The sequence below is a fragment of the Achromobacter spanius genome, from assembly GCF_029637605.1.
Classification (GTDB): Bacteria; Pseudomonadota; Gammaproteobacteria; order Burkholderiales; family Burkholderiaceae_B; genus Achromobacter; species Achromobacter spanius_E.
Map to the genome: position 1 here is coordinate 4,492,403 of NZ_CP121261.1, position 16,166 is coordinate 4,508,568.

The following is a 16,166-nucleotide window of genomic DNA, read 5'->3' on the forward strand; positions in this document are numbered from 1 at the left end:
GCGAATAGTTTTAGCGTTCGCCCTTGCGGTAGGGCTTCATCAGAGCCTGCGGGTAGGCGGCGCGGCGCGCCATCACTACCAAGGCCAGGATGGACAGGATGTAGGGCAGCATCAAATACACCTGATACGGTAGCTCAGGCAATCCGGGCAAGGCCGCGCCGCCTTGTTGCAGGCGCAGTTGCAGCGCATCGAAAAAGGCAAAGATCAGCGCGCCCAGCAATGCTTTGCCCGGGCGCCAGGACGCGAACACCACCAGCGCCACGCAGACCCAGCCACGGCCGTTGACCATGTTGAAAAAGAAGGCGTTGAACGCGGCCAGCGTCAGGAAGCTGCCGGCAACCCCCATCAGCGCCGACCCCGCCACGATGGCGCCCATGCGCAGCCGCGTGACCGACAGGCCCTGCCCTTCGGCGGCGGCGGGGTTTTCACCCACCATGCGAATCGCCAGCCCGACCGGCGTGCGGTTCAGCACCCAGGCCAGAATCGGCACGGCGGCCAGCGCGATCAGCGTCATGGGCGTCTGCCCGGCCAGTACGGGCCCGATCAACGGAATGCCGTCCAGGAACTTCATTTCAGCAAACGGGGTGATGGTGGGCGGCGTGTTCACGCTGGGAAACGTCACGCGGTACGCAAAGTACGACAGGCTGGTCGCCAGCAAGGTCACTCCCAGCCCCGACACGTGTTGCGATAGCCCCAGCGGCACCGTCAACACCGCATGCAACAGGCCGAACACGGCCCCGGCGAACGCGGCCGCCAGCACGCCCACATACAGCGGTGCGCCCAGATACACGACCAGCCAGCCGGTGAAGGCGCCCGCGGCCATGATGCCTTCGATGCCCAGGTTCAGCACGCCGGCACGTTCGCACAGCAGCACGCCCAGCGTGCCCAGAATCAGCGGCGTCGCCAGGCGCAGCACGGCCACCCAGAAGGCCGAGGTGCTTAATAGATCCATCCATTCCATGGCGTGCTCCTCAAGCCAGATTGCGGCGCAGGCGGTACTGCGCGAATAGCGTCGCGACCAGCATGGCAAGCAACGAAGTGGCGACGATGACGTCGGCGATGTAGTTCGGCACGGCAATGGCGCGGCTCATGCTGTCGGCCCCCACCAGCATGCCGGCCACAAAGATGCTGGCCAGGATCACGCCCAGCGGATGCAGGCCGGCCAGCATGGCGACGACGACGCCGGTGTAGCCGTAGCCCGGCGACATGTCCAGCGTGACGTAGCCGGTGCGGCCCGCCACTTCAATGGCGCCTGCCAGACCGGCCAGCGCGCCCGACAGCATCGCGGTGCCCAGCATCACGCGGTTGACCGGCAGGCCCAGAAAGCGCGAGGCATGCGCGTTGGCGCCCACGGCCCGCATCTGGAAGCCGAAGACCGTGTAGCGGTTCAGCAGCCACAAGCCCAGCGCCAGCCCGGCCGCCCACAACAGCCCGGTATGCGCGCGCGTGCGTTCGATCAGCTTGCCCAGTTCCAGGTCGCCGTTCAGCGCCACGGATTGCGGCCAGCCCATCGCCATCGGGTCTTTCATAGGGCCGTCCAGCATCATGGACACGAACAGCAGCACGATGAAGTTGCCCAGCAAGGTGGTGACGACTTCATCCACGCCCAGCCGGGTTTTCAGCAGCGCGGGAATCAGCAGCAGCAAGGCGCCGGCCAGGGCCGCCGCCAGCATCATGCCGCCGAACAGCACGGGCACCGGCAGATCGAAACCGGTGCCGTCATGCAGGCCACCGATGGCCACCGCCGCTAGCGCGCCCAGATACAACTGGCCTTCGGCGCCGATGTTGTAGAAGCGCGCGCGAAACGCCACGGCACAGGCCAGGCCCGTCAACATCAGCGGGGTGGCGCGGGTCAGCGTTTCAGACAGCGCGAAGCGCGAGCCGAACGCGCCTTCGAACAGCAGCGCGTAGGTGCGGCCCACGGGCGCGCCGGCCCAGGCCACCAGCAAGGTGCAGATGGCCAGAGTGAAGAGGATGGCCGCGATGGGGGCCAAGGCCAGCGCCATGCGGCTGGGCTCGGGGCGGCGTTCCAGGATCAGTTTCATGCGAAGAATGCTCAATAGAAAAGGAAGCGGCGCAAGGCGGCGTGAACCGTCACGCGCGGGTTCCCGTCATGGCCAGGCCGACAGTGGCGGGCGTCCAGTCGGCCACCGGCTTGATGGCGACGAGCTTGCCGCCGCACAGCACGGCGATGCGGTCGGCCAGGGCGAAGATTTCTTCCAGGTCTTCGGACACCAGCAGCACGCCGGCGCCACGCGCGCGGGCGGCCAGCAACTGCTCGCGCACATAGGCCACGGCGCCGATGTCCAGGCCCCAGGTGGGTTGGTCGGCCACGATGAAGCGCGGTTCGCGCGCCAGCGTGCGTCCCAGGATCAGCTTCTGCATATTGCCGCCCGACAGGCTGCGCGTGCGTACGTCCAGCGACGCCGCGCGCACGTCGAACTGCTTGGCCAGCGATGCGGCGTATGCCCGGCCCGCGCGCGCGCGGATCAAACCGTAGCGTGCGAAGCGCTTGTCCTTCAGGTCTTCGACGATGGCGTTTTCCCAGAGCGGGCTGTCGCCGATCATGCCTTCGCCGTGGCGATCCTCTGGGATGCGGCCCACGCGGGCCGCGGTCCAGCCGGCAGGCGACGTGGGCGCGGGGGCGTGTTCCGCGCCCAGCCGGATCGTGCCGTCGGACGGTTGGGCCAAGCCGGTCAAGACCGACACCAGCGCCTGCTGGCCGTTGCCGGCCACGCCCGCGATTGCCACGATTTCATGTTTGTGAACGGTCAGGTCCAGGCTGTCCAGGCGCGGCGCGCCAGCGCGGCTGTCGCGCACGGTGACCTGCGACAGCGTCACCACGGGCGCCGCTTGTTCGCCGGCGGCCACCGCTTCGGCGCGCGGCATGACCACCTTGCGCCCGACCATCAGTTCCGCAAGTTCGGCGGGGCTGGTGGCTGCGGTGTCGCGTTCGGCCACCAGCTTGCCCTGGCGCAGCACCGCCACGCGGCGCGACACGGCCATCACTTCGTCCAGCTTGTGCGAGATGAAGATGACAGCCAGGCCGTCGTCGACAAAACCGCGCAGCGTGGCGAACAGGTCCTGCACTTCCTGCGGCGTCAGCACCGCGGTGGGTTCGTCCAGGATCAGCACGCGCGCGCCACGGTACAGCGCCTTCAGGATTTCAACGCGCTGCTTTTCACCGACGGACAAGCCGCCCACGCGCGCATCCGGGTCCACGCCCAGGCCAAAGCGTTGACCCAGTTCAACCAGGCGTTTGCGTGCCTTGCCACGGCCGGACGCCAGCTTCCACAGCGATTCCGTGCCGACCATGATGTTGTCCAGCACGGTCAGGTTGTCGGCCAGGGTGAAGTGCTGATGCACCATGCCCACGCCCGCCGCCAGCGCGGCGTCGGGCCGGCCGGGCGGCAAGGGCTTGCCGAACACATCGATGCTGCCGGCGTCCGCCAGATAGTGGCCGAACAGAATCGACACCAGCGTCGATTTGCCGGCGCCGTTCTCGCCCAGCAGTGCCAAGACCTCGCCCTGCCGCAGCGTCAGCGAGATATCGTCGTTGGCCGTCAGGCTGCCGAAGCGTTTGGTGATCCCCGTCAGTTGCAGGGCGAGAGGCGCTTGGTTCATCGTGCCGAGGACTTGGGTTCTTTATCGTTGACCTTGACGGTGAAGCTGCCGTCCAGAATGGCCTTCTGCTTGGCTTCAACCTTGGCGACGAGCTCGGCGGGAATCTTCTTTTCAAAGGTGCCCAGCGGCGCCAGCGACGAGCCCTTGTACTTCATCAGCGAGTACTGGCCATAGTCGTCGGCCTTGAACGTGCCGGCCTTGATCTGCTTGAGCGCCTCGTTGATGGTGGGCTCCATGCTCCACAGGGCCGATGCCACCACGGTTTCGGGGTACTGCGGCTGCGTGTCGATCACGTTGCCGATGGCCAGCTTGCCGCGTTCCTTGGCGGCATCCGACACGCCGAAGCGCTCGGCGTACAGCACGTCCGCGCCCTTGTCGATCATGGCGAAGGCGGCTTCCTTGGCCTTCGGGGGATCAAACCACGAGCCGATGAAGGTCACGGTGAATTCGGCCTTCGGGTTCACTTCCTTGGCGCCTTCGATGAAGGCGTGCATCAGGCGGTTCACTTCCGGGATGGGGTAGCCGCCAACCAGGCCGATCTTGCCGCTTTGGCTCATGCCGCCGGCGATCATGCCGGTCAGGTAGGCGGGTTCCTGGATGTAGTTGTCGAACACCGAGAAGTTGGGTTGCTGCGGCTTGCCCGAGGAGCCCATCAGGAAGGCGGTTTGCGGATAGTCCTTGGCCACCTTGCGGGCGGCGGATTCCACCGCGAAGGCTTCACCCACCACCAGCTTGTTGCCCTGCTCGGCGTACTGGCGCATGACGCGCTCGTAGTCGGCGTTGGTGACGTTTTCCGAGAACGTGTAGTCGATCTCGCCACGGTCGCGCGCAGCCGTCAGCGCCTTGTGGATGCGCGACACCCATTGCTGCTCGACCGGCACCGTATAGATGGCGGCAACCTTGGTCTTGGCGGGCGCCTGGGCTTGCACTGCGCCCGAGAACAGCAGCGCGCCGGTCGCGGCGGCCGCGGCCAGCTTGAGCAGCCCACGGCGGGCAATGCCGCCAGCGGACGGGGTGGACAGGGATTTCATGCGGGTGACTCCTTCGCGGGGGATGGAAACGTGATGGGATGGCAGCGATGCGGCGGCAGGATCGGCATCGCGGCCCATCCTGGCGAAGCAAGTTGTATGCCATGCGGCATTCCTCGCGACAAGTCGGGGAAACCTGATGGACGGGCAGGATTATAGGCACCCAGGGCGGGATCCGTGGCACCAATCTGGTGCCCATCGTTCCATGGGATGGACAGGGTCGCAGCGCAAAACGCAGTGTTCCCCTATCGGCCCCTCGGACTAAGCGCTGCGCAGGCGGCCACGCCATTAAAATCGCCGCTTCGGCCGCGCGTGGCGCGGCATGCTGGAAGATCCATGCAAGACATTCAATTGCTGCTCGAGCAGTACGGCGGGTGGCTGGTGTTCGCCAACGTCCTGGTCGAACAGGCGGGCCTGCCCGTGCCTGCCTACCCCATGCTGATTGCCGCGGGCGCGTTGGGCGGCGCGGCGGGTTGGCTGACGCCCTGGCTGGCCGCCACCGTGGCCTGCCTGTTGGCGGACACGCTTTGGTATGTGGCGGGTCGGCGCTATGGCGCGCGGCTGCTGGGCGTGGTGTGCAAGATGTCCTTGTCGCAGGACTCCTGCATCCGCCAGACGCAGCGGCTGTATTTGCGCATTGGTGTGCGGGCCTTGCTGGTCTGCAAGTTCCTGCCCGGCGCGGGCGCGCTGTCCACCGTCATGGCGGGCCTGACCGGCACGGCCTACCGCCGCTTCCTGCTGTATGACCTGGCGGGCGCCATGATCTGGGCGGGCTCCGGCTTGCTGCTGGGGGGCCTGTTCCACAGCGTGATCAACGATGTGCTGGACGTGCTGGGCACCTACGGCCCGATGGGGTTGGGCGTGCTGGGGGCGGTGCTGGCGCTGTACATCCTGGCGCGATTCCTGCGCCGCCGGCTTCTGTTGCGCAGCCTGCGCGTCATTCCCCGCGTGTCCGTCGACGAACTCATGCAATGGCGCCAAGATGGCCGCAACACGCTGGTCTTCGACGTGCGGCCCGACGTGCAGCGTGATGCCGCGCGCATACCCGGCGCCATCGCCGTGGATTTGAAGGCGCCCTTGCCCACGCTGGACGCGCAAGCGCTGGAGTCCGACATCGTGGTCTATTGCGCCTGCCCCAACGAAGTCTCGGCAGCACTGCTGGCCTCGCGCTTGCGCGCGGCGGGGTATCCGAAGACCTGGGCGCTGCGGGGCGGCTTCGAGGCGTGGACGGAACGCAATCACGAGGCCTGAGTCGCCGGGCTTGGGCTGGGCGATGTTCCGCGCCAAGCGCATAATTCCGTATCAGCCCGCCAAGCAGGCGGGCGGCTACAGGAGAGACGAATGCGGTTGTTGTTCTTGGGTGCTGGCGGCACCGGTGGATATTTTGGTGGGCGCGCGGCGCAGGCTGGCGCGGATGTGACCTTTCTGGTGCGCGAGCCACGCGCGGCGCGTCTGCGTGAACAAGGGTTGCGCATCCAGAGCCCGCTTGGCGATGTCACGCTGCACCCGAAGCTGGTTACGCAACAGACCTTGCAGGGCGCGTATGACGTGATTGTGCTGAGCTGCAAGGCGTATGACCTGGCCAGCGCCATCGATGCCATCCGCCCCGCGGTCGGCCCGGATACGGCGGTGCTGCCCATCATGAACGGCGTGCTGCAGTACGACGTGCTGGATCGCGAGTTCGAGCCGCATCGCGTGCTGGGCGGCCTGTGCCAGATCAACGCCACGCTTGGCCCCGAAGGCGAAGTGGTGCACCTGGGCAAGCACGCGAATATTGTCTTTGGCGAACGCGCCGGCCCGGCCCGCAGTGAACGTTGCGTGGCGTTGGAGCAGGCGCTGGCCGGGGGTGAATACGTCAGCCGCCTTAGTGAAGACATCCATCAGGACATGTGGGAAAAGTACGTCATGCTGACCACGCTGGCGGCCGCCACGTGTCTGATGCGCGGGTCGATCGGCCAGATCGCGTCCACCGATGACGGTATCGACATCCTGAAAAGCCTGTTGCAGGAATCGCAGTCCGTGGCGGCGGCGTCCGGCCATGCCGTGCGGCCTGAGGCCGATGCGTTTGTGCAGAACCTGATCAGCGACCGCACGCAGCCCATGACGGCTTCCATGTTCCGCGATTTGCGCCAAGGCCTGCCGGTCGAGGCCGATCACATCGTGGGCGACATGGTCAACCGCGCCCGAACCTTGGGCGTGAATGCAACGTATCTGCGCGTGGCGTATTCGCACTTGCAGGTCTATCAAGCGCAACGGGCGGCAGCTTGAGTTGCTGCATGGGATAGATGTATTGGTGCATGGATTGCAAAAAACTCGTCTGTTCTATTGGGTTTTTTGTTCGGATTTGACCGAATAGTATGGATTGCCGAATTCGGGGCGGCGCAGGGCATAGGCGCGTGGTGCGCCACCCGCCGCCCCGGTTTCCCTCCTAAGGAGCAAGACCATGAAAATCGCATTGATCGGCATTTCGGGCCGCGTCGGCTCGCGCGTGGCGGACGAACTGCTCAAGCGCGGCCACCAGGTGACGGGCATCGCCCGCAACCCGGCCGACGTCAACACCCAGCCAGGCTTGAGCGTGCAACAGGGCGACGCCACCGACCCTGAAACCCTGACCCCCCTGCTGACCGGCCACGATGCCGTGGTCAGCGCCACGCGCTTTGTGTCCACCGACGCCAAGCCCTTGCTGGCCGCCGTGAAGAACGCCGGCGTGCCGCGCCTGCTGGTGGTGGGCGGCGCGGGCAGCCTGCAAGTGGCGCCCGGCATGCTGCTGATCGACACCCCCGAATTCCCGGACGCGTACAAGCCCGAGGCGCGCGCGGGCGTCGTCTTCCTGGACACGCTGCGCCAGGAAAAAGTGCTGAACTGGACCTTCCTGTCGCCATCGGCAATGTTTGAACCCGGTGAGCGTACCGGGGCATTCCGGGTCGGCGATGACACCCTGCTGGCCGACGAGGAAGGCAAAAGCTGGATCTCGATGGAAGACTACGCGATTGCGTTGGCCGACGAGATCGAATCCCCCCAACACGCCCGCCGCCGCTTCACGGTCGGGTATTGACGCCGGCAATCTGAAGCCAGCAACCCTACCCCGCGACCCCATGTCCCCTATCGAACCCGTCGAACTGCCTCGCTCTTATCTGCTTCTGAACCATGGGCCCTCGGTGCTTGTCACCAGTGCCCATGGCGCGGCGCGCAACGTCATGGCCGCGGCCTGGGCGATGCCCTTGGACTTCAACCCGGCCAAGATGCTGGTGGTGGTGGACAAGAACACCTACACGCGCGAATTGATCGAGGCGTCCGGCGAGTTCGCACTGTGCATTCCGTCGCGCGCGCAGGCGGCCGCCACGCTGAAAGTGGGTTCGGAATCGGGCCGGGATGTGGACAAGTTCAAGGCGTGTGGCTTGAACACGTTTGCGGCCAGCAAGATCGGCGCGCCATTGGTCAGCGACTGCCTGGGCTGGTTGGAATGCAAGGTGGTGCCCGAGCCGCACAACCAACAGGCTTATGATTTGTTCATTGGCGAAGTCGTCGCCGCGTGGGCCGCGCCGGATGTGTTCTCTCAAAACCGCTGGCACTTTCCCGAAGACGAGCGGCGTTCGATCCACTACCTGGCGGGCGGCTCATTTTTTGCCACCGGCGAAGCCTTCAACGTTTCAGAATCGGAGTAGCCCTTATGCGCAGCGTGTATCTCGCGGGGTTCGACGTATTCCTGCCCGATGCCGCGGCGCATGGCCAGCGCCTGAAGGCGCTATGCGCCACCTACGGATTCGACGGCCTGTTTCCCTTGGACAACGCGGCACCCAAGGACTTGTCGGGGCCCGCGCTGGCGCAATGGATCTATCGCGAAAACGTCGCGTTGATCCGCCGCGCCGACATGGTGATGGCTAACCTGAATACCTTTCGTGGCGCCGAGCCTGATTCGGGCACGGCCTTCGAGGTGGGCTACGCCATTGCCTGTGGCAAGCCGGTCTGGGGCTACACCAGCCAGGCCGGGTCGCTGATCGATCAGGTGGCGGTGGGGGCGGCGGCGGACGACGGCGCGTCACGCATGGTGGATGCCGAGGGCTATACGGTGGAAGACTTTGGCCTGAACCTGAATTTGATGCTGGCATGCAGCGCGCGCATCGTCGTGGGTAAAGCGTCGGACTGCCTGGCCCTGATGGCGGCAGAGGCCAGCCGGTGAATCGCCTGCGCTAAGCAGGGATCCCCAGCGGCAAGCCTGCGCAGGCCGCTACTTCGCCGCCCTTTTGCGTGTCGCCTTCTTGGCCACCGGTGTACCCAGATATCCCATCACCGCGTCCACCACGGCTTGCTCAAGCTGCTCGGTGGAAAACCCCACGGGCGGCTCCAACGCCGCCGCATGCACTAACGACTCCATGATGCGCAGCACCACATAGGTGGCCAGGTCGCGGTCTTGTTGCGCGATCTCGGCCCGATGCAGCTCCAGCAGATGCCGCATGCGGCGGTGGATATCCTGGTCGGCCAGGCTGTGTTCGCGCGGCGTGTCGAACAGCGGAAACTCGCGTTCAAGCACCCGGTGCAGGGCCGGTTCCAGCAGATGCGCGTGCAGCATGGCCTGCACGATGGCGGCCACGCGTTCTTTCAAGGTCGCGGCAGGGTTGCTGTTCAGCACCTCGTCGATGACATCCAGCATGTCGTTGTCGTGGCGCTGATGCAGCGCGGCGATCAGCGCGTTCTTGTTCGGAAAATACTGGTACAGCGACCCGACGCTGACCCCAGCCGTTTCGGCGATCAGATTGGTGTTGGTTCCCGCATAGCCGTGCGTGGCCAAAATGCGAGCCGTGGCCTGCAGGATCGTGTCGACGGTGTGCTGGGACCTGAGCTGGCGCGGTGATTTTCGGGGCTGAGGGATAGCGGTCATGGATGCGTGGAAAGGCGAGTATCAAAGCTGAGCAATGGCTCATAAAATTCAGGGCAGGCAATCTGATTGTTCACCCGCAAGCGCGGATTATGCCATCGACGAATTCTCCGCGATGGTTTCAGATTGCCACAACCCTATCAAGGATTTCTCATGTCGAACGTATCGACGGCTGGGGCACCGCCCGCAGCCGGTGAACCCGTGCGCTCTGTATTTGTGCAGTTGTCGCCGTTGGTGGTGGTGGTGTTCATTGCATTTTTCATGGTCGGCCTGCCGATGCCGGTCTTGCCGCTCTACGTGACCGGCACGCTGATGATGAGCGCGCTGGTGGTGGGCGTGGTGGCCGGCCTGCAGTTTGCCGCCGCCCTGCTGTCGCGCGCCTATGCCGGCGCGCTGGCCGATCGCCAGGGCGCCAAGCGGGCGGTGGTGGTCGGCTGCCTGCTGGGGGCGGCGGCGGGTGTGCTGTATGTGCTGGCCGACGCCTTGTCGGCGCGGCCGCAAGGGGCGCTGACGGCGCTGTTGGCGGGCCGTGCGTTGATGGGCTGCGCCGAAAGTCTGATCGTCACCGGCGCGTTGAGCTGGGGCGTGGGCCGCGTGGGGCCGCAGCACGCGGGCCGCGTCATGGCCTGGGTGGGTGTCGCCATCTACGCCGCCTATGCCTTGGGCGCACCCGCCGGCATGCGGCTGTATGCCTATGCAGGCTTCGCGGGCCTGGCGTGGGCAACGGTCGTGATTCCGTTGGCGGCGCTGGCGCTGGTGTTGCCGCAACGCGCCGCGCCTGCGCTGGGTGGGGTGCGCACGCCCTTCTACCGGGTGCTGGGCATGGTGCTGTTGCCCGGTCTGGGGCTGGCCCTGACCAGTGTGGGATTCGGCGTGATCACCGCGTTTGTAAGCCTGCTGTTTGTGCAACGCGGCTGGGACGGCGCGGGATGGATGTTCAGCGCGTTCGGCGTGGGGTTCATTCTTGCCCGCGTCTTCTTCGCGGGTCTGCCTGACAAGCTGGGCGGCGCGCGCGTGGCGCTGGTGTGCGTGCTGATCGAGGCGGTGGGCCAGTGCCTGATCTGGCAAAGCGTCACGCCGATGTGGGCGTATGCCGGCGCATGCCTGACCGGCGCGGGCTATTCGCTGGCATTTCCGGCGTTCGGCGTCGAAGCGGTGCGGCGCGTGCCGGCGGCAAGCCGTGGCGCGGCCATGGGGGCGTATGTGGCGTTTCTGGACGTGGCGTTGGGTATCAGCGGCCCGCTGGCGGGCGGGCTGGCCGGCGCGCAAGGCGTGGGCGCCGTGTATGCGATGGGCGGCGCGTGCGCGTTGGCCGCGGTGTTCGTGGCCCTGGCGCTGCGGCGTCCGGCGCGGTAACAACCCATCGGGGCTGCGGCCCCGATGGGATGCGGTTCCCCTTAGACGGTGGCGGCCATTTCCAGGACTTCGTCGTCCACGGCTTCGGCGTTGCCGTCTTTCAGCTTTTGCAGATGGTCGGCCAGTTCGGCAATGGTCAGCGCGACCAGGCCGTGCTGGGCCGCGTAGCGCTCCAGCGAGGCGCCGCGCATCATGGTGCCGTCGGCGTTCATCAGTTCGCACAGCACGCCGGCGGGGCGCAGGCCGGCCAGCACGGCCAGGTCCACCGAGCCTTCGGTGTGGCCACGCCGCGTCAGCACGCCGCCGGGTTGGGCGCGCAGCGGGAACACGTGGCCGGGGCTGACGATGTCATCGCTTTGGGCCGACGGCGAGATGGCGGCGCGGATGGTGGTGACGCGGTCAACCGCCGACACGCCGGTGCTGACGCCTTCGCGCGCTTCGATGGACACGGTGAAGGCGGTGGCAAAGCGGCTTTGGTTGCGCGTGACCATGGGCGGCAGTTCCAGCCGGTCCAGGGTTTCGCCGGGCAGGCACAGGCAGACGATGCCGCTGCCGTCGCGGATCAACTGCGCCATGACGGGCACGGTGAGCTTGTCGGCGGCGACGATCAGGTCGGCTTCGTTCTCGCGGTCGAAGTCGTCCATGAGGATGACCGGACGGCCCAGGCGCAGATGATGCAGCGCGCGTTGTAAACGCGCGGCAAAGGGTTGCGAAGCCAGGCTGGGAAGGGACTGCGGGGTATTGAGGGTGGACATTGAAACGCTCTCGCAAAATAAAGTGGGCGAAAAACGTTTCAGGGCTAATCGACTGCCGAACGCAATACAACGTTCCAGGCGCATGGGCGCCTGGATAACGGGGTGTTGTGCCGGCACATCTTCTCTCATCCGGACTATGACCGTCGGCTCTGGCATCTCACCAGATCTGCTGACCCCGATGTCCGTGAAGGACGCCGGGCGCTCGCGGGCTCGCCACATTGCATGGCATACCGCCGGTGGGGAATTGCACCCCGCCCTGAAGACGTACTGCATGTCGTGTTAACGACATCGGCGATTGTACGCCTGTCTGCGCAGATCGCGGAACAGACCGGGCGGGACGTGAACGCGGATTTTCAGGGGACGGATTTGCCGGCCCGGGCGGGTTTGGTCGTCGTCTTCTTGATTGGCGGCTTCGTCGCCGGCTTCGTCGCCGGCTTCGTCGTCTTCTCCGGCGGCTTCTCGGTCGCCGGCTGCGTCGCTTTCTTCGCCGTCTTCTTCTTCGGCAGCGCCAGCATCGTGCCCCGGCATGGCGGCGTGCCGCACAGGCAGCGGTAGCCTTCCTTCAGCGCCTTGGTGATGCGGCCGTCCAGAACCAGACCGTAGTCATACGACAGTTCGGTGCCGCGCGCGATGTCCTGCAAGGCGACGATGTACACGCGCTTGCCGTGCTTGCCTTCCTGCGCCTCGCAGTTGGGCTCACAGGAGTGGTTGATCCAGCGGGCATCGTTGCCTTCGTCGCCGCCGTCGATCACGCGGCCCGAGCTGAGCGCGAAGAAGAAGGTGTGGAAGGGGTCGTCGGGGTTGGTGGGGTGGCGCCGGTCGGCTTCCTTGGCGCTGATGCGCGCGCCGCCGTATTCGATGATGCGTGTGCCGGCGGGGATCTTGCGGGCGGCGAAGACGCCGTTGCCATGCAGCTTCGAGCGGCGGACAACATGCCAGGGCTTGATCGGGGTGGCTTCGGTGGTCATGTAGGCGTTGGGGAAGGCGTTGGAGGAGCGTCGGGGCGCGCGAGACGAAACAGAATTATATCGACGCGCCTGTGACAGGATCACAGGCGTATAGTTGGCGCCGCCTGGTCCTTGGTTGATTTCATCATGATCGTCCGTCCGCGTCCCTCCGCGCTGGCCCTGTTCTTTGTGATGCGCGGTTCCATCATCCCGCGCATTGTCGGCAAGATCCTTGTCATCACGCTGTTGTCGTGCGTGGTGGTGTGGATGTACCACCGACTATGGTTTTCGCCCGCGCACCTGACGGCGGTGCCCTTCTCGTTGTTCGGCCTGGCCTTGTCGGTCTTCATGGGCTTTCGCAACAACGTCTGCTATGACCGCTGGTGGGAAGCCCGCAAGCAATGGGGCGACCTGATCGTGCAGGCGCGCAGCCTGGCCCGCGAAAGCGCGGTGCTGCTGGCCGCCAGCACGGCCAACCCGATTCAGGAACGGCTGGTGCGGCGCTGCATCGGCTTCGGCTACGGGCTGGCGGCGCGGCTGCGCGGGCAGGACATGGTGCAGGCCGTGCGCCCCTGGGTGCAGCAGGACGAGCTGGACACGCTTGCCGGTTGCCGCAATGTGCCGGACGCGCTGCTCATGGCCATCAACCGCGACCTGGCCGGCTGCCTGCGGCGCGGCGAACTCAGCGACATTCTCTACCAGGCGCTGACCCAGCGGGTAGCGCAGTGCGCCGCCATCCAGGCCGCCTGCGAACGCATCAAGTTCACGCCCTGTCCGTTTGCCTATTCGCTGCTGCTGCATCGCACGGCCTGGCTGTTCTGCCTGCTGCTGCCGTTCGGCCTGGTGGGCACGCTGGAATATCTGACGCCCGTGGCCGTCACCATCATCGCCTACACCTTCTTCGGGCTGGATGCCTTGGGCGACGAGCTCGAAGACCCGTTCGGCCTGGAAGAAAACGACCTGCCGCTGTCGGCCCTGGCGCGCGTGATCGAGATCGACCTGCTGGAAGGCCTGGGCGTGCGCCCGTTGCCGGACGCCGCGGTGCCTGAAGACTTCATCCTGCGCTGACGCCGGCTTAGCCCACTGGCCCGGTCAGCGGCAGCATGGTTTCTTTCAGTCGGCGCAGCACAAAGCACGACTTGCTGTGGCGTATGCCGGGGATGCGGTAGAGCTGTTCACGCAGCAGGCGTTCGTAGTCGCGGGTGTCACGCACGGCGATGCGGATGTAATAGTCGTAGTCGCCGGACACCAGGAACGCTTCCAGCACCTCGGGAATGGCCGCCAGCGCCCGGCCGAACTCGTAGAGCGTTTCTTCGCTGTGGCTTTCCAGCGTGACGTGGACGATGACCGTGTCCATGAAGCCCAGGCTGGCCGGATCGATGTCCACGGTGTAGCCGCGGATGACCCCGGCGCCCTCCATGCGCTTGATGCGGTTCCAACACGGGGTGGACGACAGCCCCACCGCCGCGCCGATCTCGTTCAGGCTGGCGCGCGCGTTGTCTTGCAAGACCTTCAAAATGGCCAGATCAAACTTGTCCAGGTTCATTTTCTTTGATTCCTCCAAATCAAAGATGAATTTACTCTGGATGGCCCTGATTCGTAGAAAAGAAGATAAAAATTCTTCGCCGCTCCGAATAAGATAGATAGCATGAACGATCGCCTGCACCCCACCGCCGCCGCCGCGCTTGCCGCCACTGAAACCGCCCCTGCAAACGGGGCCAAGATTCTGCTGGACACCTTGATTGCGAACGGGGTCGACACGGTCTTTGGCTACCCCGGTGGCGCGGTCCTGCCGCTGTACGACGCCCTGTATGCCGAGCCGCGCTTGCGCCACGTGCTGGTGCGCCACGAACAGGCCGCCGTGCATGCCGCCGAAGGCTATGCCCGCACCACCGGCCGCACGGGCGTGGTGTTCGTGACCTCGGGTCCCGGCATGGCCAACACCACATCGGGTCTGCTTGACGCCATGTGCGATTCGATTCCGGTGCTGTGCATCAGCGGCCAGGTGGCCACGGCCGCCATCGGCACCGATGCGTTCCAGGAGTGCGACGCCATCGGCATTTCGCGTTCCGTCACCAAGTGGAATACCCAGATCCGCGCCGTGGACGACGTGGCCAATGTGGCGGCGCGCGCGTTCGAATTGACTCGCCAGGGCCGCCCCGGACCGGTGCTGGTGGATTTTCCGAAGGACGTGCAACTGGCCGTGCCGCGCGACGCGGACGATGATGTGCCGGGTTTGCCGTCGCAGCAAAAGCTGGCCGCGCTGCGCGCGCGCCGGCAGTCCGGCAAGCTGGCGGCCAAGCTGCCGCAGTCGGCCGTGCGGCGCGCCGCCGCGCTGATCGCCCAGGCCAAGCGGCCCATCTTCTACGGCGGGGGCGGCCTGATCAATGCCGGCCCGGAAGCCTGCCAGGCCTTCACCGACCTGGTCCGCCACACCGGCGCGCCCTGCACCTTGACGCTGATGGGGCTGGGCGCTTTCCCCGCGTCCGACCCGCAGTTTGTCGGCATGCTGGGCATGCACGGCACGGTCGAGGCCAACCTGGCCATGCACAACTCAGATCTGGTGGTGTGCATTGGCGCGCGTTTCGATGACCGCATCACCGGCAAGCTGTCCGAGTTCTGCCCGCATGCGCGCAAGATCCATATCGACATCGACCCCGCTTCCATCAACAAGGTGGTGCGCGTGGACGTGGCGCTGGTGGGCGACTGCCTGCCGCTGGTACGCGCGTTGCGCGCCGAACTGGGCGATGCGCCGTTGGACGCCGCGCGGCTGGCGCCCTGGTTCAAGCGTATTGATACGTGGCGCGCGCAGGACTGCCTGGGCTTCACGCCCGCCGCCGATGCGATTTTGCCGCAGCACCTGATGGCAAGCCTGAACGCCGCGCTGGCCGACCGCGATGCGATCGTCTCCACCGACGTGGGCCAGCACCAGATGTGGGCCGCGCAATACCTGCGTTTCGACAAGCCGAACCGTTGGCTGACGTCGGGTGGCGCGGGCACGATGGGCTACGGCGTGCCGGCCGCGATTGGCGCGCAGGTGGCGCACCCGGACAAGACGGTGGTGTGCGTCAGCGGCGACGCATCGGTATTGATGAACATCCAGGAACTGTCCACCGCCATGCAGCACGAGACGCCTGTGAAGGTCGTGCTGTGCAACAACGGCTACATGGGCATGGTGCGCCAATGGCAAGAGCTGATCCATGGCGGGCGGTATAGCCACAGCTATAACGCGTCATTGCCGGATTTCGTGGCGCTGGCGCGCGCGTTCGGCTGGGGCGCGGCGCGCGTGGATGATCCGGCAAAGCTGGATGCGGCGCTGGCCGAATGCCTGGCGCACGATGGGCCTTACTTTTTGGACGTGGCGGTGACGGCGCAGGAAAACTGCTTTCCGATGATGCCTGCGGGGCATGGGCATCAGAAGATGATGTTGGCGGAAGGGGTTTGGTATCAGGACGAGACGACCTGATTTTTTTGCGGGGGTGATGGGTTGCGCGCGATGGGGGTGACCGTGCGCGGGGCGATTTTTCCGCGCTTCACCCATCCTACGAAGATGGCGTTGTCTCTGTAGGATGGATGAAGC

The 16,166-nt window shown here is 65.8% G+C and carries 16 protein-coding genes and 1 riboswitch; of the genes, 8 read left to right on the forward strand and 8 right to left on the reverse strand.

Features of this window, described 5'->3' with window-relative positions; genetic code table 11:
- Window positions 1-10: 10 nt before the first annotated feature.
- The 4 genes from P8T11_RS20095 to P8T11_RS20110 are packed head-to-tail and all read right to left on the reverse strand — an operon-like array spanning window position 11 to window position 4,655.
- On the reverse strand, window positions 11-961 hold the full coding sequence (locus tag P8T11_RS20095) for an ABC transporter permease (RefSeq protein ID WP_127183055.1): 951 nt from the start codon (window positions 959-961) through the stop codon (window positions 11-13).
- A 10-nt stretch (window positions 962-971) separates the two neighbouring features.
- Window positions 972-2,045 (reverse strand): ABC transporter permease, encoded by a 1,074-nt coding sequence (locus P8T11_RS20100; protein ID WP_268080385.1) that lies wholly within the window; start codon window positions 2,043-2,045, stop codon window positions 972-974.
- Window positions 2,046-2,094: 49 nt separating this feature from the next.
- Window positions 2,095-3,624: an ABC transporter ATP-binding protein gene (locus P8T11_RS20105; protein ID WP_268080384.1), complete on the reverse strand. Its 1,530-nt coding sequence runs from the start codon at window positions 3,622-3,624 to the stop codon at window positions 2,095-2,097.
- Entirely contained in the window at window positions 3,621-4,655 is a 1,035-nt protein-coding gene (locus P8T11_RS20110; protein WP_268080382.1) for a BMP family protein, read from the reverse strand. The genes P8T11_RS20105 and P8T11_RS20110 overlap by 4 nt, the downstream gene beginning before the upstream one ends.
- A gap of 333 nt (window positions 4,656-4,988) precedes the next feature.
- Between P8T11_RS20110 and P8T11_RS20115 the strand changes: the two genes are divergently transcribed.
- From P8T11_RS20115 to P8T11_RS20135, 5 genes are all read left to right on the forward strand, one after another.
- Window positions 4,989-5,903 carry a DedA family protein/thiosulfate sulfurtransferase GlpE gene (locus P8T11_RS20115; RefSeq protein WP_268080381.1) on the forward strand — a complete coding sequence of 305 codons (915 nt, stop codon included), beginning with the start codon at window positions 4,989-4,991 and terminating at the stop codon, window positions 5,901-5,903.
- A gap of 90 nt (window positions 5,904-5,993) precedes the next feature.
- Window positions 5,994-6,920 (forward strand): 2-dehydropantoate 2-reductase, encoded by a 927-nt coding sequence (panE, locus tag P8T11_RS20120; RefSeq protein WP_268080380.1) that lies wholly within the window; start codon window positions 5,994-5,996, stop codon window positions 6,918-6,920.
- 175 nt (window positions 6,921-7,095) lie between these two features.
- Entirely contained in the window at window positions 7,096-7,707 is a 612-nt protein-coding gene (locus tag P8T11_RS20125; RefSeq protein ID WP_268080378.1) for an NAD(P)-dependent oxidoreductase, read from the forward strand.
- A 40-nt stretch (window positions 7,708-7,747) separates the two neighbouring features.
- Window positions 7,748-8,317 carry a flavin reductase family protein gene (locus tag P8T11_RS20130; protein WP_268080377.1) on the forward strand — a complete coding sequence of 190 codons (570 nt, stop codon included), beginning with the start codon at window positions 7,748-7,750 and terminating at the stop codon, window positions 8,315-8,317.
- A 5-nt stretch (window positions 8,318-8,322) separates the two neighbouring features.
- The gene (locus P8T11_RS20135) at window positions 8,323-8,832 is read left to right on the forward strand and encodes a nucleoside 2-deoxyribosyltransferase (RefSeq protein WP_268080376.1); all 510 of its coding nucleotides are present in this window, start codon (window positions 8,323-8,325) and stop codon (window positions 8,830-8,832) included.
- A 48-nt stretch (window positions 8,833-8,880) separates the two neighbouring features.
- Here the strand turns inward: P8T11_RS20135 and P8T11_RS20140 are convergent, their stop codons facing one another.
- Window positions 8,881-9,531, reverse strand: a complete 651-nt coding sequence (locus P8T11_RS20140) for a TetR/AcrR family transcriptional regulator (RefSeq protein WP_268080375.1) — start codon at window positions 9,529-9,531, stop codon at window positions 8,881-8,883.
- A 150-nt stretch (window positions 9,532-9,681) separates the two neighbouring features.
- Here P8T11_RS20140 and P8T11_RS20145 point away from each other — a divergent pair, with 150 nt between their 5' ends.
- Window positions 9,682-10,884 carry an MFS transporter gene (locus P8T11_RS20145; protein ID WP_268080374.1) on the forward strand — a complete coding sequence of 401 codons (1,203 nt, stop codon included), beginning with the start codon at window positions 9,682-9,684 and terminating at the stop codon, window positions 10,882-10,884.
- Between the two features lie 41 nt (window positions 10,885-10,925).
- On the opposite strand, the gene ribB is transcribed toward P8T11_RS20145, so the two are convergent.
- Together ribB and P8T11_RS20155 are read right to left on the reverse strand one after the other, a co-directional pair.
- Window positions 10,926-11,639 (reverse strand): 3,4-dihydroxy-2-butanone-4-phosphate synthase, encoded by a 714-nt coding sequence (gene ribB / locus P8T11_RS20150; RefSeq protein WP_268080373.1) that lies wholly within the window; start codon window positions 11,637-11,639, stop codon window positions 10,926-10,928.
- A gap of 113 nt (window positions 11,640-11,752) precedes the next feature.
- Window positions 11,753-11,907, reverse strand: a riboswitch (FMN riboswitch).
- Window positions 11,908-11,992: 85 nt separating this feature from the next.
- Window positions 11,993-12,607 (reverse strand): SET domain-containing protein, encoded by a 615-nt coding sequence (locus P8T11_RS20155; protein WP_268080372.1) that lies wholly within the window; start codon window positions 12,605-12,607, stop codon window positions 11,993-11,995.
- 126 nt (window positions 12,608-12,733) lie between these two features.
- Here P8T11_RS20155 and P8T11_RS20160 point away from each other — a divergent pair, with 126 nt between their 5' ends.
- Window positions 12,734-13,654, forward strand: coding sequence for a bestrophin family protein (locus P8T11_RS20160; RefSeq protein WP_268080371.1), 921 nt, complete (start codon window positions 12,734-12,736; stop codon window positions 13,652-13,654).
- 7 nt (window positions 13,655-13,661) lie between these two features.
- Here the strand turns inward: P8T11_RS20160 and P8T11_RS20165 are convergent, their stop codons facing one another.
- Complete coding sequence (locus P8T11_RS20165) at window positions 13,662-14,132, reverse strand: Lrp/AsnC family transcriptional regulator (RefSeq protein ID WP_050447422.1); 471 nt, start codon at window positions 14,130-14,132, stop codon at window positions 13,662-13,664.
- Between the two features lie 93 nt (window positions 14,133-14,225).
- Here P8T11_RS20165 and ilvB point away from each other — a divergent pair, with 93 nt between their 5' ends.
- A complete protein-coding gene (gene ilvB / locus P8T11_RS20170; RefSeq protein WP_268082312.1) occupies window positions 14,226-16,052 on the forward strand; it encodes a biosynthetic-type acetolactate synthase large subunit in 1,827 nt (608 codons plus the stop codon).
- The last annotated feature ends 114 nt before the right edge of the window (window positions 16,053-16,166 follow it).